We start from the raw sequence: 21176 nt of genomic DNA, 5'->3' as shown, positions 1-21176 counted from the left end.
GTTTTGCCGGGCGGCGGGCACACACTGCCTGCCGGCGATGCGGTCCGCTCTGCAAATTCTGAAGGCTCGAGCGCGAGAATCCGAAGGCTCGGGCGAACGAACGCGACGACGCGTCGCGGATGGGATGAAACGTGGATCTCTTTGAGTACCAGGCGCGAGATGTATTCGACGCCCACGGTGTTCCAGTTCTCCAGGGACTCGTGGCCTACACGCCCGAGGAGGCGAAGGCCGCAGCCGAGAAGATCGGCGGCGTCACCGTCGTCAAGGCACAGGTCAAGGTCGGAGGCCGCGGCAAGGCTGGCGGCGTCAAGCTCGCCAAGACCCCCGACGAGGCGTTCACCGCAGCCGAGGCCATCCTGGGCCTCGACATCAAGGGCCACATCGTCGAGAAGGTCATGATCGCGCAGGGCGCGGACATCGACCAGGAGTTCTACTTCTCCGTGCTCCTCGACCGCGCCAACCGCTCGTACCTCGCCATGGCGAGCGTCGAGGGTGGCATGGAGATCGAGCAGCTCGCCGTCGAGAAGCCAGAGGCGCTCGCTCGCGTGGCCGTCGACCCGATCCGCGGCATCGACGCAGCCAAGGCCGAGGAGATCGCGCGCGCCGCGAACTTCCCGGAAGAGCTCGTCGCCAAGGTCGCTGACGTCTTCGTCAAGCTCTACGAGGTGTACAACCAGGAAGACGCGACGCTCGTCGAGGTCAACCCGCTTGTCCTCACCAAGGGCGGCGACATCGTCGCTCTCGACGGCAAGGTCACGATCGACGAGAACGCCGAGTTCCGTCACGCCGACCACGTCGCGCTCGCCGAGGCAGCAGGCGGACTCGACCCGCTCGAGGTCAAGGCGAAGGCCCACGACCTCAACTACGTGAAGCTCGACGGCTCCGTCGGCATCATCGGAAACGGCGCTGGCCTCGTCATGTCGACGCTCGACGTCGTCGCCGGCGCAGGCGAGAAGCACGGCGGACAGAAGCCCGCCAACTTCCTCGACATCGGAGGCGGAGCATCCGCCGAGGTCATGGCCGCTGGTCTCGACGTCATCCTCGGCGACGAGCAGGTCAAGTCGGTCTTCGTGAACGTCTTCGGCGGCATCACCTCCTGCGACGCCGTCGCCAACGGCATCGTGGGCGCGCTCAACACGCTCGGCGACTCGGCCACGAAGCAGATCGTCGTCCGCATCGACGGCAACAACGTCGAAGAGGGTCGTCGCATCCTCGCCGAGGCGAACCACCCCCTCGTGACCGTCGTCGCCACCATGGACGAGGCAGCCGACAAGGCCGCCGAACTCGCCGCCCGCGCCTGAGTCGCCCGAAGAAAAGCAGAGAAGGAACAACAATGTCGATCTTCCTCGACGAGAACTCCAAGATCATCGTTCAGGGCATCACCGGCTCTGAGGGCTCGAAGCACGCCACGCGCATGCTCGAGGCCGGCTCCAACATCGTCGGAGGCACCAACCCCCGCAAGGCCGGGCAGACGCTCGAGCTCGCGGGCAAGGAACTCCCGATCTTCGGCACCGTGAAGGAGGCCATCGAGGCCACCGGCGCGAACGTCACCGTCATCTTCGTGCCGCCGGCCTTCGCCAAGGACGCCATCATCGAAGCCATCGACGCCGAGATCCCGCTTGCCGTCGCGATCACCGAGGGCATCCCGGTCAAGGACTCCTCCGAAGCCTGGTCGCACGCGCAGAGCGTCGGCAAGACGCGCCTCATCGGCCCGAACTGCCCAGGCATCATCTCCCCGGAGAAGTCGCTCGCCGGCATCACGCCCGCGAACATCACGGGCGCCGGCCCCATCGGCCTCGTCTCCAAGTCGGGCACGCTCACGTACCAGATGATGTACGAGCTCCGCGACCTCGGCATCTCGACCGCGATCGGCATCGGCGGCGACCCCGTCATCGGCACGACGCACATCGACGCCCTCGAGGCGTTCGAGGCCGACCCCGACACGAAGGCGATCGTCATGATCGGCGAGATCGGCGGAGACGCCGAAGAGCGTGCCGCCGAGTACATCAAGGCGCACGTGACCAAGCCCGTCGTGGGCTACGTCGCCGGCTTCACCGCCCCTGAGGGCAAGACCATGGGACACGCGGGCGCGATCGTCACCGGGTCCGCTGGTACCGCGCAGGCCAAGAAGGAGGCCCTCGAGGCTGCAGGCGTCCGCGTCGGCACGACGCCCACCGAGACCGCCAACCTCCTCCGCGAGGTCTACGCAGCGCTCTAGCGAGCAGCCGCGGAGCACGGCTCTGCACACGACGAAGTGGGCTGCAGCCCCGTGGAGACACGGGCTGCAGCCCATTCGTCTCACCGACGCGATGATCCCCCTCTCGCGGCGGGCACGTGAACCTGGCACCGCCGAGCGGTCGCCGTACCGAGATCTGAGACAGGATGCCCGTGACTCGACCCGAGTCGGCCCCAGCACGACAGAACTCTCACCCCGGCGCGCAGCCGGGCTCGAAGCCCGGAGGGCGTCCCGCGGCCCACTCCGGTGGACACCCTGGCGGCCGCCCTGGCGGCCATCCGGCTGCCGCGGTTCCGCTCGACGCGCGCGTCGTCGGTGCGACCCCGAGGGCGAGGATCGCAGTGCCCCTGGCACTCGGCTGGCTGCAGGCCCTGGCCCTGGCCGGAGTCCTGCTGCTCGTCGGAGGAGCACTCGACGGCATCCTCGCGGGGGAGGTGCCGAACGCGAGCAGCGTCATCCTCATGGGCGCTCTGGTCGTGGCGACCGCCGCTGCCGCCGCGGTCTCGACGGTCCTGGTCCAGCGCAGCAAGAACTCGACCGAACGTGCTCTGCGCCGGCTTCTTGTCGGCCAGCTCTTCGCCGTCGGGCCGCTGGCCCTCGGCCGGGAACGCACTGGCTCCCTCGTCAGCACGGCCACCGCCTCGATCGACCGGGCATCCGCCTACCGGGCTGGATTCCTCGGGCCGATCATCGCGTCGCTCACGACGCCGCTCCTCGTGCTGGCGGTCATCGCCGTCGCCATCGACCCGCTCACCGCTGGCCTCCTGCTGCTGCTCGTGCCGCTCATCCCGCTCATCATCATCGGGGTCCAGCGCGCGTTCCGTTCATCGACTGGCGCGTACCGGCGCAGCGCGGGTCAGCTCTCGGCGGCTTTCCTCAGCGCCATCCAAGGCCTCACGACCCTGACCCTCAACCGAGCCGCCGCGCGGACGGGTGAGGACCTGCGCGAGCGAGGTGAGCAGAACAGGCGCCGGGTCATGCGGCTGCTCGCCGGCAACCAGGTGCTCATCCTGGCGGTCGACGCCGTCTTCTCGCTCGCCATGATCACGGGCGCGGCGGGTCTTGCCGTCTGGCGACTCGGGGACGGTGCCATCACGCCGGGTCAGGCCGCGGCCCTGGTGCTGCTCTCGACCCTGCTGACGGGGCCCGTCGACATCGTCGGCCAGTTCTTCTACATCGGCATGACGGGTCGCAACGCTGAGCGGGAGCTGAGCGCCGCGGTCGCCGCTCGGCCCGTGTCCGACAGCGCGGCACCGGCTCCCGCCGGATCAGGCGGGGTGGCCGCGCTCGAGCTGCGCGGCGTCACCGCAGGCTACGAGCGAGGGCAGGCGGTGCTCTCGGAGTACTCGCTGCGCATCGAGCCCGGGGAGCGCGTCGTCATCACCGGCCCGAGCGGTTCGGGCAAGTCGACGCTCCTGACCCTGGCCCAAGGGCTCCTCGCACCTCGTGAGGGCATCGTGCTCGTCGGGGGAGAGCCAGCAGGCAGCTCACCGGCGCGGGCCGCGCTCGCCGTCGTCGAGCAGACCACGTTCCTCTTCACCGGCACCGTCGCCGACAACCTCCGAGTCGCGAAGCCCGATGCCAGCGACGACGAGCTGTGGGCTGCCCTCGCCGCGGCGGAACTCGGCGAAGACCTCGAGCGGTCCCCGGACGGCCTCGCGACGCAGGTCGGCGAGAGCGGTCTCTCGATCTCGGGCGGGCAGGCGCAGCGCGTCGCCATCGCCCGGGCGTTCCTGCGCGATGCGAGCGTGCTGCTCCTCGATGAGCCGACCGCGCAGGTCGACCTGCGCTCGGAGCGCCTCATCACGCGTGCGCTCGCGAAGCTGGCCGAGGGGCGAACGGTGGTCATGGTCTCGCACCGGCCGACCAGCATCCTGGCAGCCGACAGGGTCGTCACGCTCGAGGCGACAGCGACAGCGACAGCGACCGCATCGAGTCATTCTGCGGCCGCCGACGGTTCCCCCTCGGGGCCACCGCAGCACCCTGGCCACCCACACGGAAGGGGAGCGCGACGATGACCGCCGCATCCACTGCGCTCGACACTCGCCAGCCCACCAGGCCCCAGCTCGTCACCTGGCTGCTGCGCCAGACGGCGCCGCTGCTCTGGCCGCTGGCCCTCGCGACCGTGCTGCGGATCGTCGGCCAGCTCGCTGGCATCGCCATCTTGGTCGTCGCGATGCTCGGCGTCTCCGGGGTGCTGTCGCTTGCCGGCACGATCTGGACGATGGTCGCGCTCGCGCTCGGCAAGGCCGTCCTGCGCTACCTCGAGCAATTCAGCGGCCACTTCGTGGCCTTCGCCGCCCTCGCGCGTCTCCGGAACCTGTTCTACGCCAGGCTCGCGCCGCAGGCTCCCGCCGCGACCGAGGGCGCGGGCAGCGGCGAGCTGAGCGAACGCGGCACGCGCGATATCGACCGTGTCGAGGTGTTCTTCGCGCACACGGCTCCACCGGCGATCTCGGCCGTTGCTGTCCCCGTCACCGCGCTCATCTGGCTCGGCACCACTCAGGGCGCGGCGCTGGCCCTCGCCATCGCGCCGTTCGTCGCCTTGGTCGTGCTGGTCATCCCACTGATCGGGGGTCGAGCAGGCTGGCGCGCCTCGCAGGAGACCGTCGCCGCGAAGGGCGTCGTCGCCCAGCACGTCAGCGACTCCGTCCAGGGCGTGCGCGAGGTGCTCGCCTTCGAGCACGCCGAGGCTCGCCTCGCGGACATGGATGCGCGCGGTGAGTCGGGGGCTCGCGCCTCCGCGTTCGCCTCCCGCGTCGCCGCGCTCCGCGGTGGACTGGTCGTGCTGCTCCAATGGGCCTCAGTGCTCGCGGTGCTGCTCGTCGGGGGCACTGGCGTCGTGACCGGGAGCCTCGGCTACGAGCAGCTGCTCGTCGCGCTCGCGGTCGCCGTCGGGCTCTTCGTGCCGACCCGCGCCGTCGAGAGCTTCGTGACCGACCTCAACGCGTCGTTCGCGAGCGCCGCTCGCCTCTACGAGGTCATCGAGCGGCCGCCCTTGGTGACGGAGGCGCTCGCCGACAATGCGTCGAAAGTCCAGCCCGCTCGAACCGACGTCGATGAACCCCAGCCGAATCCGGTGGCGCTCGCCTTCGAGGGCGTGACGTTCGCGTACCCGGTCAATGGCGGCTCGACCTCCGCTGCACCGAGGACGGTGCTCGATCGGGTCTCCTTCGAGCTGCGCGCGGGCGAGCACCTCACCGTGGTGGGGCCGTCCGGCAGCGGCAAGTCCACGATCGCGTCGCTCGCCCTCCGCTTCTGGGACCCGGATCTCGGGTCGGTGTCGCTGGCCGGCAGTCGTTACGGTGCTCCGCGACCCCTGCAGCGCATCCCGCTCGACGAGCTGCGCACCCGGATCGCACTCGTGCCACAGCGTCCGTACCTGAGCGACGGCACGGTAGGGGAGAACGTGGCGCTCGCCCGACCTGACGCGAGTGACGACGAGATACTCAAGGCTCTGCGCGTCGCGGCCCTCGACGAGTGGGTGCGCGAGCAGCCGAAGGGGCTCGACACCCCGGTGCGGGAGCGCGGCGGCGGACTGTCTGGCGGGCAGCGGCAGCGCGTCGCGATCGCACGCGCCGTGCTGGCGAACCCTGAAGTGCTTGTGCTCGACGAGGCGACGAGCGCGCTCGACGGTGCCACCGAGCGCACCGTCCGCGCGCGCCTCGCTGAGTGGGCAGGGCAGCGCAGCATCCTCGAGATCAGCCACCGGCTCGACACGCTCGACGACACCGATCGGGTCATCGTGCTCGACGCAGGTCGGGTCGTGGAGGAGGGGGCGCCCGACGGTCTCCGTGCCGCGGGAGGCCCGTTCCAGCAGCTCCTCGAGCGCTGACCTCCGCGCCGCCGAAGCGCGCGGCAGGAAGCACCTGACTGCTGTCAGCGCGAGGATGCGGGCCGTCTGATCTCGGAGGTCAGTCGGACCGGCCCGTGTCCGTTCGACCCGTGTCGTTGTCGCCGTGCTGCCGCAGCTCGAGCTCGATGAACGCGCCGATCATGGCGCGATAGCTCGCTTCGACGACCGCAGGGGAGCTCCCACCCTGTTCCGCCAGCGCCCGCACCTTCGCGACTACCTGCTCGACGCGCGCTGGAGCACGCACCGCGCCAGTGTCCTGACCGCGCTTGGCGACCGCCGCGCGCTCCACCCAGCGCTGCCGCTCGCCGATGAGCTCCACGATTCGGGCATCGAGCGCATCGATGGCGCGTCGGATGTCCGTCATCTCGTGCGGGCCTGTTGATTCAGTCATTCCGGCAGGTTAGCGGCTATCGTCGGGGTGCTATGCCTCGCCCGATCACGTACCTGTACTCGGCCGTCGACGCGCTCGTCGCGGCTGCGGTCGGCCTCGGCGTCCCGCTGATCGCGGTCGTCGCGGTGCAGCTGGCGACGACGGGCTTCGGCAGCGACTTCGCCGCTGGCTTCGAGTATGCGGCGGCCATCTGGGCTCTCTCGCTCGGGGGTTCCGTGGGGGCGGTGCTCGACCCGAGCTCGGGTCTCCTGCCTGCCGGGAGCGAGGCGGTGAGCTTCACGCTGCGGGTCATGCCGCTGGGCCTCACGCTCATCACGGTGTGGCTGGCACACGTGACCGGGGTCCGCGTGCGTGCGGCCTCCGATCTCATCTGGCCCGGCCTCCTCCTCACCGCAGCGGTGTTCGGCGCCGCCGCCGCCGGGGTCTCGCTCGCGGCGAGCGCCCGTGGCCTGGACGTCGGCGTCTGGCAGACCGCCATCGTGGGTGCGGTCGTCTTCCTTGGCGCCGCGTTCGTCGGGGCGCGCGGATGGCAGGTCGCACCGTTCGGCTCGATCCTCTCGAACCTCGAGGAGCGCACACGGGCGTCCGTGTCTCAGGGACTGAGGGCGGCCGGCCTCATGGTCACCGGCATCCTCGGTGCTGGGGCGGTACTGCTGCTCATCGCGGTCCTTCTGGGGCTCGCGAGCATCCTGGCGCTCTTCCAGTCGCTCCCGCTCGATGTGACGAGCGCGATCGTGGTGGGTCTCAGCCAGCTCGTGATCGCCGTGAACGGCATCGTCTGGTCTGCGGCGTGGATGCTCGGCTCGGGATTCGCGATCGGCACCGGTTCGCAGGTCACGCCCGTGGAGACGCTGGTCGGTCCCATGCCGGTTCTCCCGCTTCTCGGCGCCATCCCGGCCTCGCCGCCGGTGCTCGCGGTCTCGATCATCGCCGTTCCTGTCCTGGTCGGGCTTGCCGCGATGGTGGGGGTGCGGATGCACGCCCCGGCTGGTGTAGCCCGTGGCGTGTGGGCTCGCGTCTCCGTCGCGGTGATGGCGGCGGCGCTCGCAGCCATCGCGATCGGGATCCTCGCCCTTGCCGCTGGCGGCTCGGCCGGCCCTGGTCGCCTTGCGGAGATCGGCCCCTTCCCCCTAATCACCGGCGCGAGCGCGTTCGGCACGCTTCTCCTCGGCGCCCTCGTCGGGGCGCTGGTGCCGCTCTCTGCCGAGCAGCTCGAGAACGACGACGAGGCCGACGAAGACGACGCCGAGGAAGCCGGCAGGGGCGACCGTGACGGACGAAAGAAGCACAGCCGCGCATCCGCCGGCACGCCGACTTCGACGCCGACGGGACGTGACCAGGCGAGCAGACCGCAGCCACGCGAGAAGGAGAGCACGTCACCGGCACGCGCAAGTGCTGCTTCCTCCAAGCGACGCTCACGACGGGATGGCACGGACGAACGCACCTGGGTCGCCGACGCCGTCTCGAAGCGCTTCGAGGACCCGGGTGAGGTCGAGAAGAAGCCCGGCACCGCACTCGAGGTTCGCACCGACGATCAGCCGGCCGAGCGGCAGACGTCCGAGATCCGCCGGGCGAAGCGGCTCAAGGTCGAGAACCCGCGCTACGACGACGAGCCGGACATCTACGCCGACATCGACCTCGACGACTGAGCGGGTCTGACCCGGGAGCCCCGACCGTGCGCAGCGATTAGACTGACCCGGTGCTCAAGGTAGTCGTCCTCATCTCCGGCGCGGGTTCGAACCTGCAGGCGCTGCTCGAGACACTCCGGACCTCCGCCGATTCTGCGTCGCCCATGGGCGCCGAGATCGTGGCGATCGGCGCCGATCGGCCTGCCGCAGGCCTCGCCCTCGCGCAGGAATTCGGCATCCCGTCGTTCGTGGTGCGGCCGAAGGACTTCGCCGACCGTGAGGCCTGGGGAGCGGAGCTGCTCGCGCAGATCCAGAGCTTCGAGCCAGACCTCACGCTGCTCTCCGGATTCATGCGGCTCGTGCCACCCGCCATGGTGGATGCGCTGGCCCCGCGTCTCCTGAACACCCACCCCGCGTACCTGCCCGAGTTCCCAGGCGCCCATGCCGTGCGCGACGCGCTCGAAGCCGGCGTGGCAGAGACGGGCGCCTCCATCATCATCGTCGACAACGGCGTCGACACCGGTCCGATCGTCGATCGCGTCCGCATCCCCGTACTCCCCGGTGACACCGAGGAGCTGCTCCACGGCCGCATCAAGGTCGCGGAGCGCCGTCTGCTGGAAGACACCGTCAGAGGCGTGGCCTCCGGCGAAATCGCACTCGAGGAAAGAGCCAACGCATGAGCAGCCCCGCTTCACACGAATCGCTGACCACCCTCGAGCGGATTGAGCCCAAGCGCGCGCTCGTGTCCGTGAGCGACAAGAGCGGCCTGCTCGAGCTGGCCTCAGGACTGCAGGCAGCCGGGGTCGAGATCGTCTCCACCGGCTCGACCGCGAAGACCATCCGCGAGGCGGGCTTCGACGTCACCGACGTGCAGCAGGTGACCGGGTTCCCCGAGTCGCTTGACGGTCGCGTCAAGACGCTGCACCCCGGCGTGCACGCCGGGATCCTCGCCGACCGGCGGATCGCCGACCACCTCCGCCAGCTCGAGGAGCTCGGCATCGAGCCGTTCGAGCTCATCGTCGTGAACCTCTACCCCTTCGTCGAGACGGTCGCCTCCGGGGCGGATGCTCCGGCGATCATCGAGCAGATCGACATCGGCGGCCCCGCCCTCGTGCGCGCCTCCGCAAAGAACTTCGCGAACGCCACGATCGTCACGTCACCGAGCGACTACACCAGGGTTCTCGACGAGATCTCGGGCGGAGGTGTGACGCTGTCGACGCGTCGCGCGCTCGCCGCCGCCGCGTTCCAGCACACGTCGAGCTACGACCAGGCCGTCGGCGCGTGGTTCGCGTCGCACATCCTGGAGGTCGAGGCCGCTGGAGCCACGGAGCCCGCCGCCGGCTCGGCGTCCGACGCGCTCCCGAGCTCCTTCACGATCGAGGGCGACCAGCTCGCCGTCCTCCGCTACGGCGAGAACTCGCACCAGGTCGCGGCCGTGTACGGGCGTGTCGACGGCCGGGGCATCGCCCAGGCCGAGCAGCTCCACGGCAAGGAGATGTCGTACAACAACTACGTCGACGCCGACGCGGCCCTCCGCGCGGCGTTCGACCACACCTCGCCGGCTGTCGCCATCATCAAGCACGCCAACCCGTGCGGCATCGCGATCGCGCCTGAAGGCCTCGCGCCGGCCGAGGCCATCGCCGAGGCCCACCGTCGTGCGCACGCCTGCGACCCGGTCAGCGCCTACGGCGGCGTCGTCGCCGCCAACCGCGAGGTCTCGCTCGAGATGGCGCAGACGCTCGCCAAGATCTTCACCGAGGTCGTCATCGCGCCGAGCTTTGCGCCGGAGGCGCTCGAGGCGCTGCGCGCGAAGAAGAACGTCCGCCTCCTCCAGCTTCCCGCGGACCCGGCTCCAGAGGAGCGTGAGGTGCGTCAGATCTCCGGCGGCTTCCTCGTCCAGAGCGCAGACCGCTTCGAGCCGAGCGTGTCGCTCATCGAGAGCTGGACGCTCGTAGCCGGGGCCCCCGCCGCTGGGCAGACCGTCGAGGACCTCGAGTTCGCGTGGCGAGCCTGCCGCGCCGTGAAGTCCAACGCGATCCTCCTCGCCGCAGACGGAGCCTCCGTCGGAGTCGGCATGGGGCAGGTCAACCGCGTCGACTCCTGCCACCTCGCCGTCTCGCGGGCGGGGGAGCGGGCCGCAGGGTCCGTCGCCGCGTCCGACGCGTTCTTCCCGTTCGCGGACGGCCTCGAAGTGCTGCTCGAGGCCGGCGTGAGCGCCGTCGTGCAGCCGGGCGGATCCATCCGCGACGAGGAGGTCATCGCGGCCGCCGAGAAGGCGGGCGTGACGATGTACTTCACGGGCGAGCGCCACTTCTTCCACTGATCCGCGCTGATCCGCGCTGATCCGCGCGACTCGCGCGATCTGAGCGTGTCCGCAATCGAGACCCACGAGAGCAGCAATTGAGCACCAAGAACTCCCAACCCGTCACCCGCGTCAGCGAGCTCGACGGCGGAACGCGCTTCAACGCGGCACTCGTCGCGGCGATGGGCGTCGCGTTGGCGACACTCCTCACCTCGCTCGTCGTCATGAACGAGCGAGACCTCACCGGGGTCATCTCGCCGCTCACGACGCTCACCGACACGTTCGACTTCTACTCGCTGCCGGTGCTCCTCCTGCTGATCCTCGTCACGCTCGTCGGCTGGCTCGGGTGGCTCCGCAACTGGTGGATCGCCGCGATCGCCGGATTCGTGCTCGCGCTCATCGCGGGCACGGTCGGCTACGTCGTCCGGCTCGCGACGGGTGGCGCTGAGTTCACCAGCGAGACGTGGTCGGCGATCTTCACGGAGTTCTTCGGGCTCAACTTCGTGTTCCTCGTCTCCGGCACCGTGTTCACGGCGCTCATCGGGCCGACGCTGTTCCGCCGGCAGGTCGCCGAGATGCTCCGGGAGGTGTCCTCTCGCGTCGCGCACGCGGGGGAGCTCCGCCGGTTCGCGGAGTCGAACAGCAAACTGGCGCTCGTGCGCATCCCCGCCGCGAACCCGCAGGATGCCCAGGTCACCTTCCAGGAGCGCGCGACGGTCGACCGCGATCGCGCCAACGAGCAGTGGGAGTCCTACGTCGCGCTGCTGGACGAGCACGGGTGGGAGACCCGCGAGGTGCCAGCGGCTGAGACCATGCCGGACTCGGTCTTCACCGAGGACCAGGTCATCGTGCTCGGCCAGGTCGCGATCCTGGCTCGCAGCGGGGCGGCGTCCCGTCGCGCCGAGCTGCCTGGCGTCCGGGCGGCGCTCGCCGAGACCGAGTTCGTCACGATGGAGATCGAGGCCCCGGCGACCCTGGACGGGGGCGACGTGCTCCTCGCGGGCGACACCGTCTACGTCGGCGCGTCCACCCGCACGAACGCCGAGGGCATCCGCGCGCTGCGCGAGATCGCGCTCGATCTCGGCTACCGCGTCGTCGCGGTGCCCATCACCGGGGCGCTGCACTTGAAGACGGTCGCGACCGCCCTGCCCGATGGGACCGTCCTCGCCTGGACTCCCGCCCTCGAGCAGCCCTCGCTGTTCGGTGGCTACATCGAGGCACCCGAGCTGCTCGGTGCGAGCATCCTGCCGCTGGATGCGGACACCGTGCTCGTCTCCGCTGCCGCGCCGGCGACCGCGAAGCTCGTGAAGCGCCTCGGCTACAACGTCGTCACCCTCGACATCTCGGAGTTCGAGAAGCTCGAGGGCGGGGTCACCTGCCTGTCGGCTCGCGCCTACTAGACGCGACCGCATCCCCGACCACACCACGATCGCTGCCCGGCGTCTCACCCTCTTGCGGTCCAGCAAGAGAGTGAAACGCCGGGCAGCGATTTCGGTCGAACGGCTTTACAGCGAGCCGGTTCCGTGCTGGCTGAGCTCCCGCTCGCCGATCGTCTCCCCGTACTGGGTCTCGCCGGTGACGACGAACCCGAGGCTTCGGAAGAAGTCGCCCGGCCCGAGGTCGCCCTCTTCCCAGATGGTGGTCACCTTGTCGAAACCGCGGCGTGCAGCCTCATCGAGGATCGCCGTCACTGCGAACGACCCGACACCACGGCGCTGGTAGTCGGCATCGACGTTCATGCGCATGATCGTGGCCCGGAACAGCTCGTCGGGAGCGTCCTCGTCGAAGTTGGCCATGATGAAGCCCACGACTCGACCGTCGAGCACGACGACCCTCGGCCACGACGTCGACTGGCTGACGTAGGCCTCCGAGATGGAGTGCGAGACAGGCGCGACGAACGCCTCCTGGCCTGGTTTCAGTGTGAGCGTGTTGGCGGCGACGATGTTGTCGGCGGACAGCTCTTCGATATACAGCTCGCTCATGGATGCAGAGTAGCGCTCCGTCTGAGTAATCCTCCGAATGCGGCCCCGGTAAGCTGGAGGCAAACCGCGCTCAGAAGGAGAACTCTATGGCGAAGATCAAGGTCGAAGGAACGGTTGTCGAGCTCGACGGCGACGAGATGACCCGCATCATCTGGCAGAAGATCAAGGACACGCTCATCCACCCGTACCTCGACGTGAACCTCGAGTACTACGACCTGGGCATCGAGAAGCGCGACGAGACGGACGACCAGATCACGGTCGACGCGGCGCACGCGATCCAGAAGCACGGCGTCGGCATCAAGTGCGCGACGATCACCCCTGACGAGGCACGCGTCGAGGAGTTCGGCCTCAAGCAGATGTGGCGCTCCCCGAACGGCACGATCCGCAACATCCTGGGCGGCGTCATCTTCCGCGAGCCCATCATCATCTCGAACATCCCGCGCCTCGTGCCGGGCTGGAACAAGCCGATCATCGTCGGCCGCCACGCGTTCGGCGACCAGTACCGTGCCACCGACTTCCGCTTCGCGGGAGAGGGCAAGCTCACGGTCGAGTTCACGCCGGACGACGGCTCGGAGCCGCAGAAGTTCGAGGTGTTCCACTCCCCGGGAGATGGAATCGCGCAGGTGCAGTACAACCTCGACGCATCCATCACCGACTTCGCCCGCGCCTCGCTCAACTACGGCCTCACGCGCGGCTACCCCGTGTACCTGTCGACGAAGAACACCATCCTCAAGAAGTACGACGGTCGCTTCAAGGACATCTTCCAGGAGATCTTCGAGGCCGAGTTCAAGGAGAAGTTCGACGCAGCAGGCATCACCTACGAGCACCGCCTCATCGACGACATGGTCGCGGCGTCGCTCAAGTGGGAGGGCGGCTACGTCTGGGCCTGCAAGAACTACGACGGCGACGTCCAGTCCGACACCGTCGCGCAGGGCTTCGGCTCGCTCGGCCTCATGACGAGCGTCCTCACGACTCCCGACGGCAAGGTCGTCGAGGCCGAGGCGGCGCACGGCACGGTCACGCGCCACTACCGCCAGCACCAGCAGGGCAAGCCCACGTCGACGAACCCGATCGCCTCGATCTACGCCTGGACGCGCGGCCTCGCGCACCGCGGCAAGCTCGACGGCAACCAGGAGCTCATCGACTTCACGCAGGCCCTCGAAGAGGTTGTCATCGAGACCGTCGAGTCGGGCAAGATGACGAAGGACCTCGCCGCGCTCGTCGGCGAGGGCACGCCCTTCCAGACGACCGACGACTTCATGAACTCGATCGCCGAGAACCTCGCAGCACGAGTGTCCGCGTAAGCGACACCCGACCGCACACGAGGCTCCTGCCTCGGAAGCCCCGCATCCTGCCTCGGCAGCATGCGGGGCTTCTGCGTTGTCCGAATAGGGTGGAGACATGAGCACCACGCCAGTCCGCATCACCGTCACGGGAGCAGCCGGGAACATCGGCTACTCGCTCCTCTTCCGCATCGCATCGGGCGCCATGCTCGGCGATACTCCGGTCGAGCTCCGGCTCCTGGAGATCCCGCAGGCGGTCAAGGCGGCGGAGGGAACGGCTCTGGAGCTCGCCGACGGCGCCTTCCCGCTGCTCCGATCAGTGGATGTCTTCGACGATGCGGACGCGGCCTTCGAAGGGACGAACATCGCCCTCCTCGTCGGGTCGATGCCGAGGCGCGAGGGCATGGACCGCGCCGACCTGCTCGAAGCGAACGGCGGCATCTTCGCGCCCCAGGGCCGCGCGATCGGGAAGCACGCCGCCGATGACGTCCGCGTGCTCGTCGTCGGCAACCCCGCGAACACGAACGCCGCGATCGCGCGAGCCGCGGCGCCGGACGTCCCGGGCGAGCGCTTCACGGCCATGATGCGCCTCGACCACAACCGCGCGATCGCTCAGCTCGCCGCGAAGGCCGGCGTCGGCGCCGGCGAGGTCTCTCGGATCCACGTCTGGGGAAACCACTCGAACACGCAGGTCCCCGACGTCGATCACGGCACGATCGCAGGTGTCCCGATCCGTGAGCGCATCGCCGACGACGCCTGGGTCGATGGCGAGTTCGTCACGACGGTTGCCACGAGGGGAGCCGCGATCATCGCGGCGCGAGGTGCTTCCTCTGCCGCCTCGGCGGCATCCGCCGCGGTCGACCACGTCCGTGACTGGGTGCTCGGGACCCCCGAAGGCGACTGGACGACGGCCGCGCTCCCCTCAAAGGGCGATTACGGCATTCCCGAAGGGCTCGTCGCGGGTGTCCCGGTCACGTCCAGCGGCGGCGACTGGCAGGTCGTCCAGGGGCTCGAGCTCGGCGAGCTGACGCGAACGCGCCTCGCGGCGACGGTCGAAGACCTCGAAGCCGAACGCGATACCGTTGTCAGTCTCGGATTCGTTCCGTCGACGTCCTGAAGTGAGAAGAGCTGCAATGACCAATGCCGAACCGGACATCCTCGCGCTCGAGGTGCTGATCCGCCGCGACGGCGTCGGCGAGATTCGGGAAGGCGACTCGGTCGAGCGCATCATCGCGGCCGACGCGGACGAGCTCCGCTCGGCGATCATGACGCGCGTCGTCGACCGTGCGACGCGCGACGAGATCGTGATCGACTTGCGCACGATCGACATCGACGGTGTCTTCCCGCTCCGCGTCTCCCCGGACGGGGGCCTCGTCGAAACGGGGGACGTCGCAGAGCTGGCGCCCGGCGAGGACGAGCTCACCGACCGACTCGCCCCCGGCGCGACAGCGACCGAGCCTTCGGGCGACCCCGCCACCCAGGACCACCACGACGAGACGTCCGCAGGGAACAGCGACGGGTTCCTTCCGCAGGGCAACGTGCACGAGACCGTGCGCATCCCGAGGGTCGAGATGATGCACCACGCCCTCGACCAGGAAGCGGAGGTCGCGCAGCCAGCGCCAGTGCTCGAAGCGGGGCTTCCCGAGACCGGACGCGCGCCCGAGAGCCCCGACCAGCATGAGGACGAGGCAGGCTCCCCGACCAACGCGGAGACACCCCCAGTCTGGTTCGAGGACCGGATCGACGAGGACGGCCTCGAGGACACGCAGCCGTGGCAGCCGAGATTCCCGCGGGACGCGCGTCAGATGCGCGAACTCGAGGAGCTCGAACGCGCCGAGTCGGCAGCGCGTGAGCTGGCTCGTCCGAGCACGGCGCCAGAGCCGGCGAACCCGGCCCCGGTCGCAGCATCCGCCACCGCAGGAGCGGTCGCCAGGGCAGCATCCGCGACCGCGCCGGAACGCCGGAAGAGCGACACCTCCGCCCCGACGCTCGCCGACCTGCTCGCCGACAAGCAGGCGGCACCGGAGGCACCGGCGCAGCAGGGATGGCGCAGCGCCCTGCGCCTCGGAACGGGCGGACTCATCAAGCTCGGCCCAGGCGAGGCAGAGCGAGTCAAGCGCGACGAGATCCGACGAGTGCAGCGGCAGTTCGACGGCTCGCGCACCGTGGTTGTCATGAACCCGAAGGGCGGCGCGCACAAGACCACCGCGACCCTCATGATCGCCGCCACGTTCGGTGAGATCCGCGGCGGCTACACGCTCGCCTGGGACAACAACGAGACCCGCGGCACCCTCGGGTGGCGCTCGCACGCCGGCAGCCACCGCAACACGGCCGTCGACTTCCTGCGGCAGCTGCCGAGGTTCGAGGTGTCGGGAGGCGCGACCATCGCCGATGTCGACCGATTCGTGCGACCGCAGGGTGACGCGCAGTTCGACGTGCTCGCATCCGATGACGACGCGGCCTCCGCGGCGATCATCGACGCAGAGGCCTTCTCGCGCATGCACCGCACTCTGAGCCGCTTCTACCGCGTCCTCGTCGTCGACACCGGCAACAACATGCGCGCCAGCAACTGGGAGGCGGCCCTCGACGTCGCCGACCAGCTCGTCATCGTCTCCACGGCCAGAGAGGACACCGCCGCGTCCGCAGCCTGGCTCGCGGACGGGCTCCGCGAGCGGGGCTTCGGGGAGAAGCTCGAGAACGCCGTCACGATCCTCTCCAGCCCCTCCGCGAAGGAAGACCAGGCGCTCAAGGAGCGCCTGCACCACCACTTCGAGCGCCTCACGCGGGCCGTCGTTGAGGTACCGTACGACCACGCCTTCGTCGGCGGCGGCGAGCTCAGCGTCTCGAGCCTCAAGCCGGCCACGCGAGATGCGTGGCGCACCGCGACCGCCGCCATCGCGGAACGCCTCTGACCGAACTCCAGACCTAGGAACCCAGTGCTCACGATCTCCCACACCTCCCGTGCTGCCAGCCCGGAAGAGATGGATGACATCCAGACCGGTCTCAATGACCGCTACGGCGTCGTCCTCTCGTCCGGCGTCGAGTACCCGGGCAGGTACACGCGATGGGACATCGGGTTCATCGATCCGCCGCTCATGATCGAGGGGCGCGGGTTCGCGCTGCGCATGCGCTCGCTGAACGAGCGCGGGAACATCCCGCTGCGCGCATTCACCGACGCCTTCGAGCGCCTCGACGGCGTCAGCGTGCGAATGCTCGCCGACGGCGACGTCGAGATCGACGTCACCTCGCAGCGTGACGAGATCATCCCTGAGGAGCAGCGCACCCGCAGGCGGTCGAGCTTCAGCGTGCTGCGCGCCATCATCGAGACCATGCCGGACGACATCCCGCACCTCGGGCTCTACGGCTCGTTCGGCTACGACCTCGTCCGGCAGATCGAGGCCCTCGAGGCGCCGAACGGCGGAGACCAGCGCGACCTCGTCGTCTTCCTGCCCGACTCCGTGCTCGCCGTCGACAGACAGCGCGGCGATGCCACCAGGCACGACTTCGAGTTCTCTGACGGCACGACCTCGACCGCAGGGATGCCCCGCACCGAGGTGCTCAGCCCCTTCGTCTCGCCCGCAGCATCCGCCCAGTCGTCCCGCGATCACGAGCCGGGGGAGTACGCGGCCCTCGTCGAATCTGCCAAGGCCTCGTTCGCACGCGGCGATCTCTTCGAGGTCGTGCCAGGCCAGGCCTTCCGCCGTCCCGTGCGCACAAGCCCCGCCGATGTCTTCGCCTACCTGAAGCGCAACAACCCGGCCCCCTACGGAGCCCTCATGAACCTCGGCGGCCAGGAGTTCCTCGTGAGCGCCAGCCCGGAGATGTTCGTCCGGGTTGCCGGCAGCCGCGTCGAGACCGTGCCGATCTCGGGCACCATCGCCCGCGGGGCCGACGCGATCGAAGACGCCGACCGCATCCTCGAACTGCTCAACAGCGACAAGGACCGCTCCGAGCTCACGATGTGCACCGACGTCGACCGCAACGACAAGTCGCGCGTCTGCGAGCCGGGATCGATCAAGATCATCGGCAGGCGGCAGGTCGAGCTGTACTCGAAGGTCATCCACACGGTCGACCACGTCGAGGGCAGGCTGCGGCCCGAGTTCGACGGACTGGACGCGTTCGCCACGCACATGTGGGCGGTCACCGTCACCGGGGCCCCGAAGATCTGGGCCATGCGCTTCATCGACGAGCACGAACGCAGCCCCCGCACCTGGTACGGCGGCGCCATCGGCGTGCTCCTCGCCAACGGCGACGTCAACACGGGCCTCACGATCCGCACCGCGATGATCCGCGACGGCATCGCCGAGGTTCGCGCGGGAGGCACCCTCCTCATGGACTCCACCCCGGCAGCCGAAGAGCTCGAGACGGAGATGAAGGCGTCCGCGCTCCTCGAGGCGCTCGACGCCTCCGCCGAGAGCGCCGCCCCCGAGCCCGTCGCAGAGGTCGAGGCAGTGCGCTCCGGAGTCGGGCACCGCATCCTCTTCCTCGACCACGAGGACTCGTTCGTGCAGATGCTCGCCGGGTACATGCGCGAGACGGGCGCGGAGGTGCGCACGGTCCGCATCCCGAAGGGGGGCATCGAGCGCGCGGAGATGGCGCGCATCCTCGACGAGCAGCAGCCGTCGCTGGTCGTCATGTCGCCAGGGCCCGGCGCTCCGAGCGACTTCAGGTCCGCCGAGCTGCTCGACGAGATCGTCGACCGCTCGCTGCCGGTCTTCGGCGTGTGCCTCGGACAGCAGGCCATCGGGGAGTATTTCGGCGCGTCCCTCGGGCAGCTCGGGTACCCGCTGCACGGCCAGGAACGCGAGGTCGTCGTCACCAACCCGGGCTTCCTGGACGCACTCCCCGAACGGTTCGTCACGGGCCGGTACCACTCGCTGCACATCGACCCCGCGACGATGCCCGAGAGCCTCGTGCTCGTCGCCTCCGACGACGACGGCATCCCGATGGCCATCCAGCACCGTGAGCTGCCGATCTTCGCCGTGCAGTTCCACCCGGAATCGCTCATGACCCTGCGCGATTCTGCCGGGAAGCGCATCATCGAAGCCGTCATGGAGCGCATCCCGGCCCGAGTCCCCGCCGCCTGAGGCGGATTCGGGGGCGGTGGCGACCTCCCGTCTCGCCGCCGCCGCCGGCGTCTCGCCGCCGCCGCCGTCTCGCCGCCGCCGCGGGGTGGCGTGAGCGGCGACGTTTCGCGCTCGCCCCTGCCGCCGACGTGTTTTCTGGGACCCAGAGGCTCCGGTCTGTCCAACATCAGTGCAGATCTCGGTGTTCTCGGCGTCTCACGCGCTCTGGCACCGGATATCGCACTCAAAATGGTCACGCGCGACGCCGCCGGCAACCGGAAGCCAGGTGCGCACCACTCGCGAGGAGCGCGAGCAGTGCTCCCTCGACCTCTGGCCATCGGTGCATGATCTGCTCGTAGGTGAGTCGCAGCACCCGATAGCCGAGGGACTTCAGGACCAGGTCGCGTTCCCGGTCTGCCCGATACCGGTCTTCATCGGCGTGGAACGCGCGGGAATCGCACTCGATGACCAGGCGCTCCCCAACGACGAGGTCGACGAACCCGACCCCAGAGATCCACATCTGCGGTCTCGGTGTGAAGCCCCGGAGCTGACACCAGAGACGCACGATGCTCTCGGTGCCGGACTGGCTGCTCCCGTCCACGAAATCGAGCTTCTTCCTGGCGTGCGCTGGCTGGCCATCCGCGAGTGCCATCAGTGAACTGTGGTCGATCTTGCCGAGTTGGATCGCCGAGTCCGCGACGATGACGAGGTCTCGGGTCGGCAGGCACGTGAGCGCGCAGCTCAGGGAGACGCTGACGTCGTCGACAGCACGCAGGGCGAGGGCTTCGCCGCGCCCGCGGACGCTTCGGTGCCAGAGGATCGTCGGTTCGCCATCTCCGTTGCGTGAGCTCGTCACACCGCGGGCTCCCGTGGCGATTCTGGCGTGGAGATTCCCATCTGGCGGTTTCCAGACTCCGGAGACGCTGAGTGCACTCAGGCAGGTGAGGCGAGCGCGGAGTCGCACAGCTTGGATCGCCGGCTGAGAGGCTCCGGTGATCGCGTACCAGCCGGGTGCCGGGCGCTGCACGGAGCCGTCTCGGACAAGTGACTCGAGGGAGCGACGCGTATTGCCGCTCTCATTCCACTCCCGCCTCGAGAAGACGCCTCCGGGTGGCGGAGTGAACGGCTGGGGTGGCAGCTTCTTCGGCATGGCCCCACTGAACGACACCGGGCGCATCGTTGTGGTGACAGATGCAGTGCTTGTGAACAGCGCCCTCTCCACAGACCAGCAGTGCAGAAGTCGATTGACCAACATCAGTGCGATTTCGACGCCGTCTGGCGCTCAGGTCAGGGAATGCGGCCATAGTGCACTGATGTTGGACAGCGGCAGCGGCAGCGGCAGCGGCAGTGTCGCAGGCGCGTGCCGCCGCCTCGGTTTCAGCGCGGGCCGCCCGCAGCGCGCGATTCGGCGTGACCGGAGCGATCCGCTCCGATCAGTGGAAGATGATCGTGCGCTGCCCGTCGAGGAGAACGCGGTGCTCCGAGAACCACTTCACGGCCTGCGTGAGGGTGCGAGATTCCTCGTCCTGGCCGATGGCCATGAGCTCCTGGGGCGCCCGCGTGTGGTCGACGCGCACGACGTTCTGCTCGATGATCGGGCCCTCGTCGAGGTCGCTGGTCACGAAGTGGGCGGTGGCTCCGATGAGCTTCACGCCGCGCGCGTGCGCCTGCCGGTAGGGGTTCGCGCCCTTGAAGCCGGGGAGGAACGAGTGGTGGATGTTGATGGCTCGGCCGGCGAGCTCCGCGCACAGCTCGGGGGAGAGGATCTGCATGTAGCGAGCGAGCACGACCAGCTCGATCTGCTGCTCCTCCACGACCTGCAGGATGCGCGCTTCGAATGCCGCCTTCTCGTCGGGTCCGGTGACGGGCAGGTACTCGAACGGCACCTCGTAGAACTCGGCGAGGCCCTTGAGGGCTTCGTTGTTGGCGAGCACAAGCGGCACGTCGATCTGCAGGTGGCCGGAGCGCTGGCGGAAGAGGAGGTCGTTGACGCAGTGACCGGCCTTGGTCGCGAGGACCAGGGTGCGGACGGGGCGGCCGGCGTTGTCGAGGGAGACCTCCGCGCTGAACCGCTCGGCGACGGGCTCGAGTCGCGCGAGGAGCTCCTCGCGGCTGGCGTCGGTGCGCACGTCCACGCGCATGAAGAAGCGACCAGTGTCGATCGACGAGAACTGCTGGAGCTCCTCGATGTTGCCGGCGGAGTCGACGATGGCTCCCGTGACGGCGTGGACGATGCCTGGCTGGTCTGGGCAGTTGAGGGTGAGCACCCATCGAGTCGCTTCTGGAATCACGAGTTCAGGGTAGCCGTCTTGACGCCACCGTATAGAATCGGACGTGGTCGAGCGGATCGCTCGGCCCCCGGCGTGCCGGTATGCACGCAGTCGACTCCCTGACGAGGTTTCCCGCTCGTCCGGAGTGCGCCGTTCGGATCC

16 protein-coding genes are annotated in these 21176 nt (G+C 69.2%); 12 read left to right on the top strand and 4 right to left on the bottom strand.

The window, feature by feature from the left end; genetic code table 11:
• Positions 1–131: 131 nt before the first annotated feature.
• The 4 genes from sucC to C5E05_RS06150 all read left to right on the top strand — a co-directional run bounded on the left by sucC (position 132) and on the right by C5E05_RS06150 (position 6071).
• Positions 132–1301 (top strand): ADP-forming succinate--CoA ligase subunit beta, encoded by a 1170-nt coding sequence (gene sucC, locus C5E05_RS06165; RefSeq protein WP_104242588.1) that lies wholly within the window; start codon positions 132–134, stop codon positions 1299–1301.
• Between the two features lie 32 nt (positions 1302–1333).
• A complete protein-coding gene (gene sucD, locus C5E05_RS06160; protein WP_068479974.1) occupies positions 1334–2218 on the top strand; it encodes a succinate--CoA ligase subunit alpha in 885 nt (294 codons plus the stop codon).
• A gap of 359 nt (positions 2219–2577) precedes the next feature.
• Positions 2578–4254: an ABC transporter ATP-binding protein gene (locus tag C5E05_RS06155; RefSeq protein ID WP_181059417.1), complete on the top strand. Its 1677-nt coding sequence runs from the start codon at positions 2578–2580 to the stop codon at positions 4252–4254.
• Positions 4251–6071, top strand: a complete 1821-nt coding sequence (locus C5E05_RS06150) for an ABC transporter ATP-binding protein (RefSeq protein WP_104341428.1) — start codon at positions 4251–4253, stop codon at positions 6069–6071. Before C5E05_RS06155 ends, C5E05_RS06150 begins: the two co-directional genes overlap by 4 nt.
• Positions 6072–6150: 79 nt before the next feature.
• On the opposite strand, the gene C5E05_RS06145 is transcribed toward C5E05_RS06150, so the two are convergent.
• Positions 6151–6483 (bottom strand): chorismate mutase, encoded by a 333-nt coding sequence (locus C5E05_RS06145; RefSeq protein WP_104341427.1) that lies wholly within the window; start codon positions 6481–6483, stop codon positions 6151–6153.
• Positions 6484–6515: 32 nt separating this feature from the next.
• On the opposite strand from C5E05_RS06145, the gene C5E05_RS06140 reads away from it, so the two are divergent.
• The 4 genes from C5E05_RS06140 (at position 6516) to C5E05_RS20475 (ending at position 11813) form a co-directional block, all read left to right on the top strand.
• Positions 6516–8132 (top strand): DUF6350 family protein, encoded by a 1617-nt coding sequence (locus C5E05_RS06140; protein ID WP_104341426.1) that lies wholly within the window; start codon positions 6516–6518, stop codon positions 8130–8132.
• A 50-nt stretch (positions 8133–8182) separates the two neighbouring features.
• A complete protein-coding gene (gene purN, locus C5E05_RS06135) occupies positions 8183–8791 on the top strand; it encodes a phosphoribosylglycinamide formyltransferase (protein ID WP_104299407.1) in 609 nt (202 codons plus the stop codon).
• Positions 8788–10434, top strand: a complete 1647-nt coding sequence (gene purH / locus C5E05_RS06130; RefSeq protein WP_104341425.1) for a bifunctional phosphoribosylaminoimidazolecarboxamide formyltransferase/IMP cyclohydrolase — start codon at positions 8788–8790, stop codon at positions 10432–10434. The genes purN and purH overlap by 4 nt, the downstream gene beginning before the upstream one ends.
• Positions 10435–10511: 77 nt before the next feature.
• Complete coding sequence (locus C5E05_RS20475; RefSeq protein WP_258064780.1) at positions 10512–11813, top strand: dimethylarginine dimethylaminohydrolase family protein; 1302 nt, start codon at positions 10512–10514, stop codon at positions 11811–11813.
• A 105-nt stretch (positions 11814–11918) separates the two neighbouring features.
• Here C5E05_RS20475 and C5E05_RS06120 read toward each other — a convergent pair whose 3' ends face one another.
• The gene (locus tag C5E05_RS06120; RefSeq protein WP_104242574.1) at positions 11919–12395 is read right to left on the bottom strand and encodes a GNAT family N-acetyltransferase; all 477 of its coding nucleotides are present in this window, start codon (positions 12393–12395) and stop codon (positions 11919–11921) included.
• Between the two features lie 86 nt (positions 12396–12481).
• Between C5E05_RS06120 and C5E05_RS06115 the strand changes: the two genes are divergently transcribed.
• The 4 genes from C5E05_RS06115 to C5E05_RS06100 all read left to right on the top strand — a co-directional run bounded on the left by C5E05_RS06115 (position 12482) and on the right by C5E05_RS06100 (position 18765).
• Entirely contained in the window at positions 12482–13699 is a 1218-nt protein-coding gene (locus tag C5E05_RS06115) for an NADP-dependent isocitrate dehydrogenase (RefSeq protein ID WP_104242572.1), read from the top strand.
• Between the two features lie 97 nt (positions 13700–13796).
• A complete protein-coding gene (locus C5E05_RS06110; RefSeq protein ID WP_104341424.1) occupies positions 13797–14795 on the top strand; it encodes a malate dehydrogenase in 999 nt (332 codons plus the stop codon).
• A 16-nt stretch (positions 14796–14811) separates the two neighbouring features.
• Entirely contained in the window at positions 14812–16590 is a 1779-nt protein-coding gene (locus C5E05_RS06105) for a chromosome partitioning protein (RefSeq protein ID WP_104341423.1), read from the top strand.
• A 24-nt stretch (positions 16591–16614) separates the two neighbouring features.
• A complete protein-coding gene (locus C5E05_RS06100; RefSeq protein ID WP_258064779.1) occupies positions 16615–18765 on the top strand; it encodes an anthranilate synthase component I in 2151 nt (716 codons plus the stop codon).
• A 232-nt stretch (positions 18766–18997) separates the two neighbouring features.
• Here C5E05_RS06100 and C5E05_RS06095 read toward each other — a convergent pair whose 3' ends face one another.
• Positions 18998–19894: a DUF559 domain-containing protein gene (locus C5E05_RS06095; RefSeq protein ID WP_181059415.1), complete on the bottom strand. Its 897-nt coding sequence runs from the start codon at positions 19892–19894 to the stop codon at positions 18998–19000.
• Positions 19895–20177: 283 nt separating this feature from the next.
• Positions 20178–21035: a formyltetrahydrofolate deformylase gene (gene purU / locus C5E05_RS06090; protein ID WP_374953203.1), complete on the bottom strand. Its 858-nt coding sequence runs from the start codon at positions 21033–21035 to the stop codon at positions 20178–20180.
• Positions 21036–21176: the final 141 nt, after the last annotated feature.

The organism is Pseudoclavibacter sp. AY1H1, from assembly GCF_002931055.1.
GTDB lineage: Bacteria > Actinomycetota > Actinomycetes > Actinomycetales > Microbacteriaceae > Pseudoclavibacter.
Note: the sequence above shows the minus strand (reverse complement) of the source record. Positions and strands in the feature narration are given on the sequence as shown.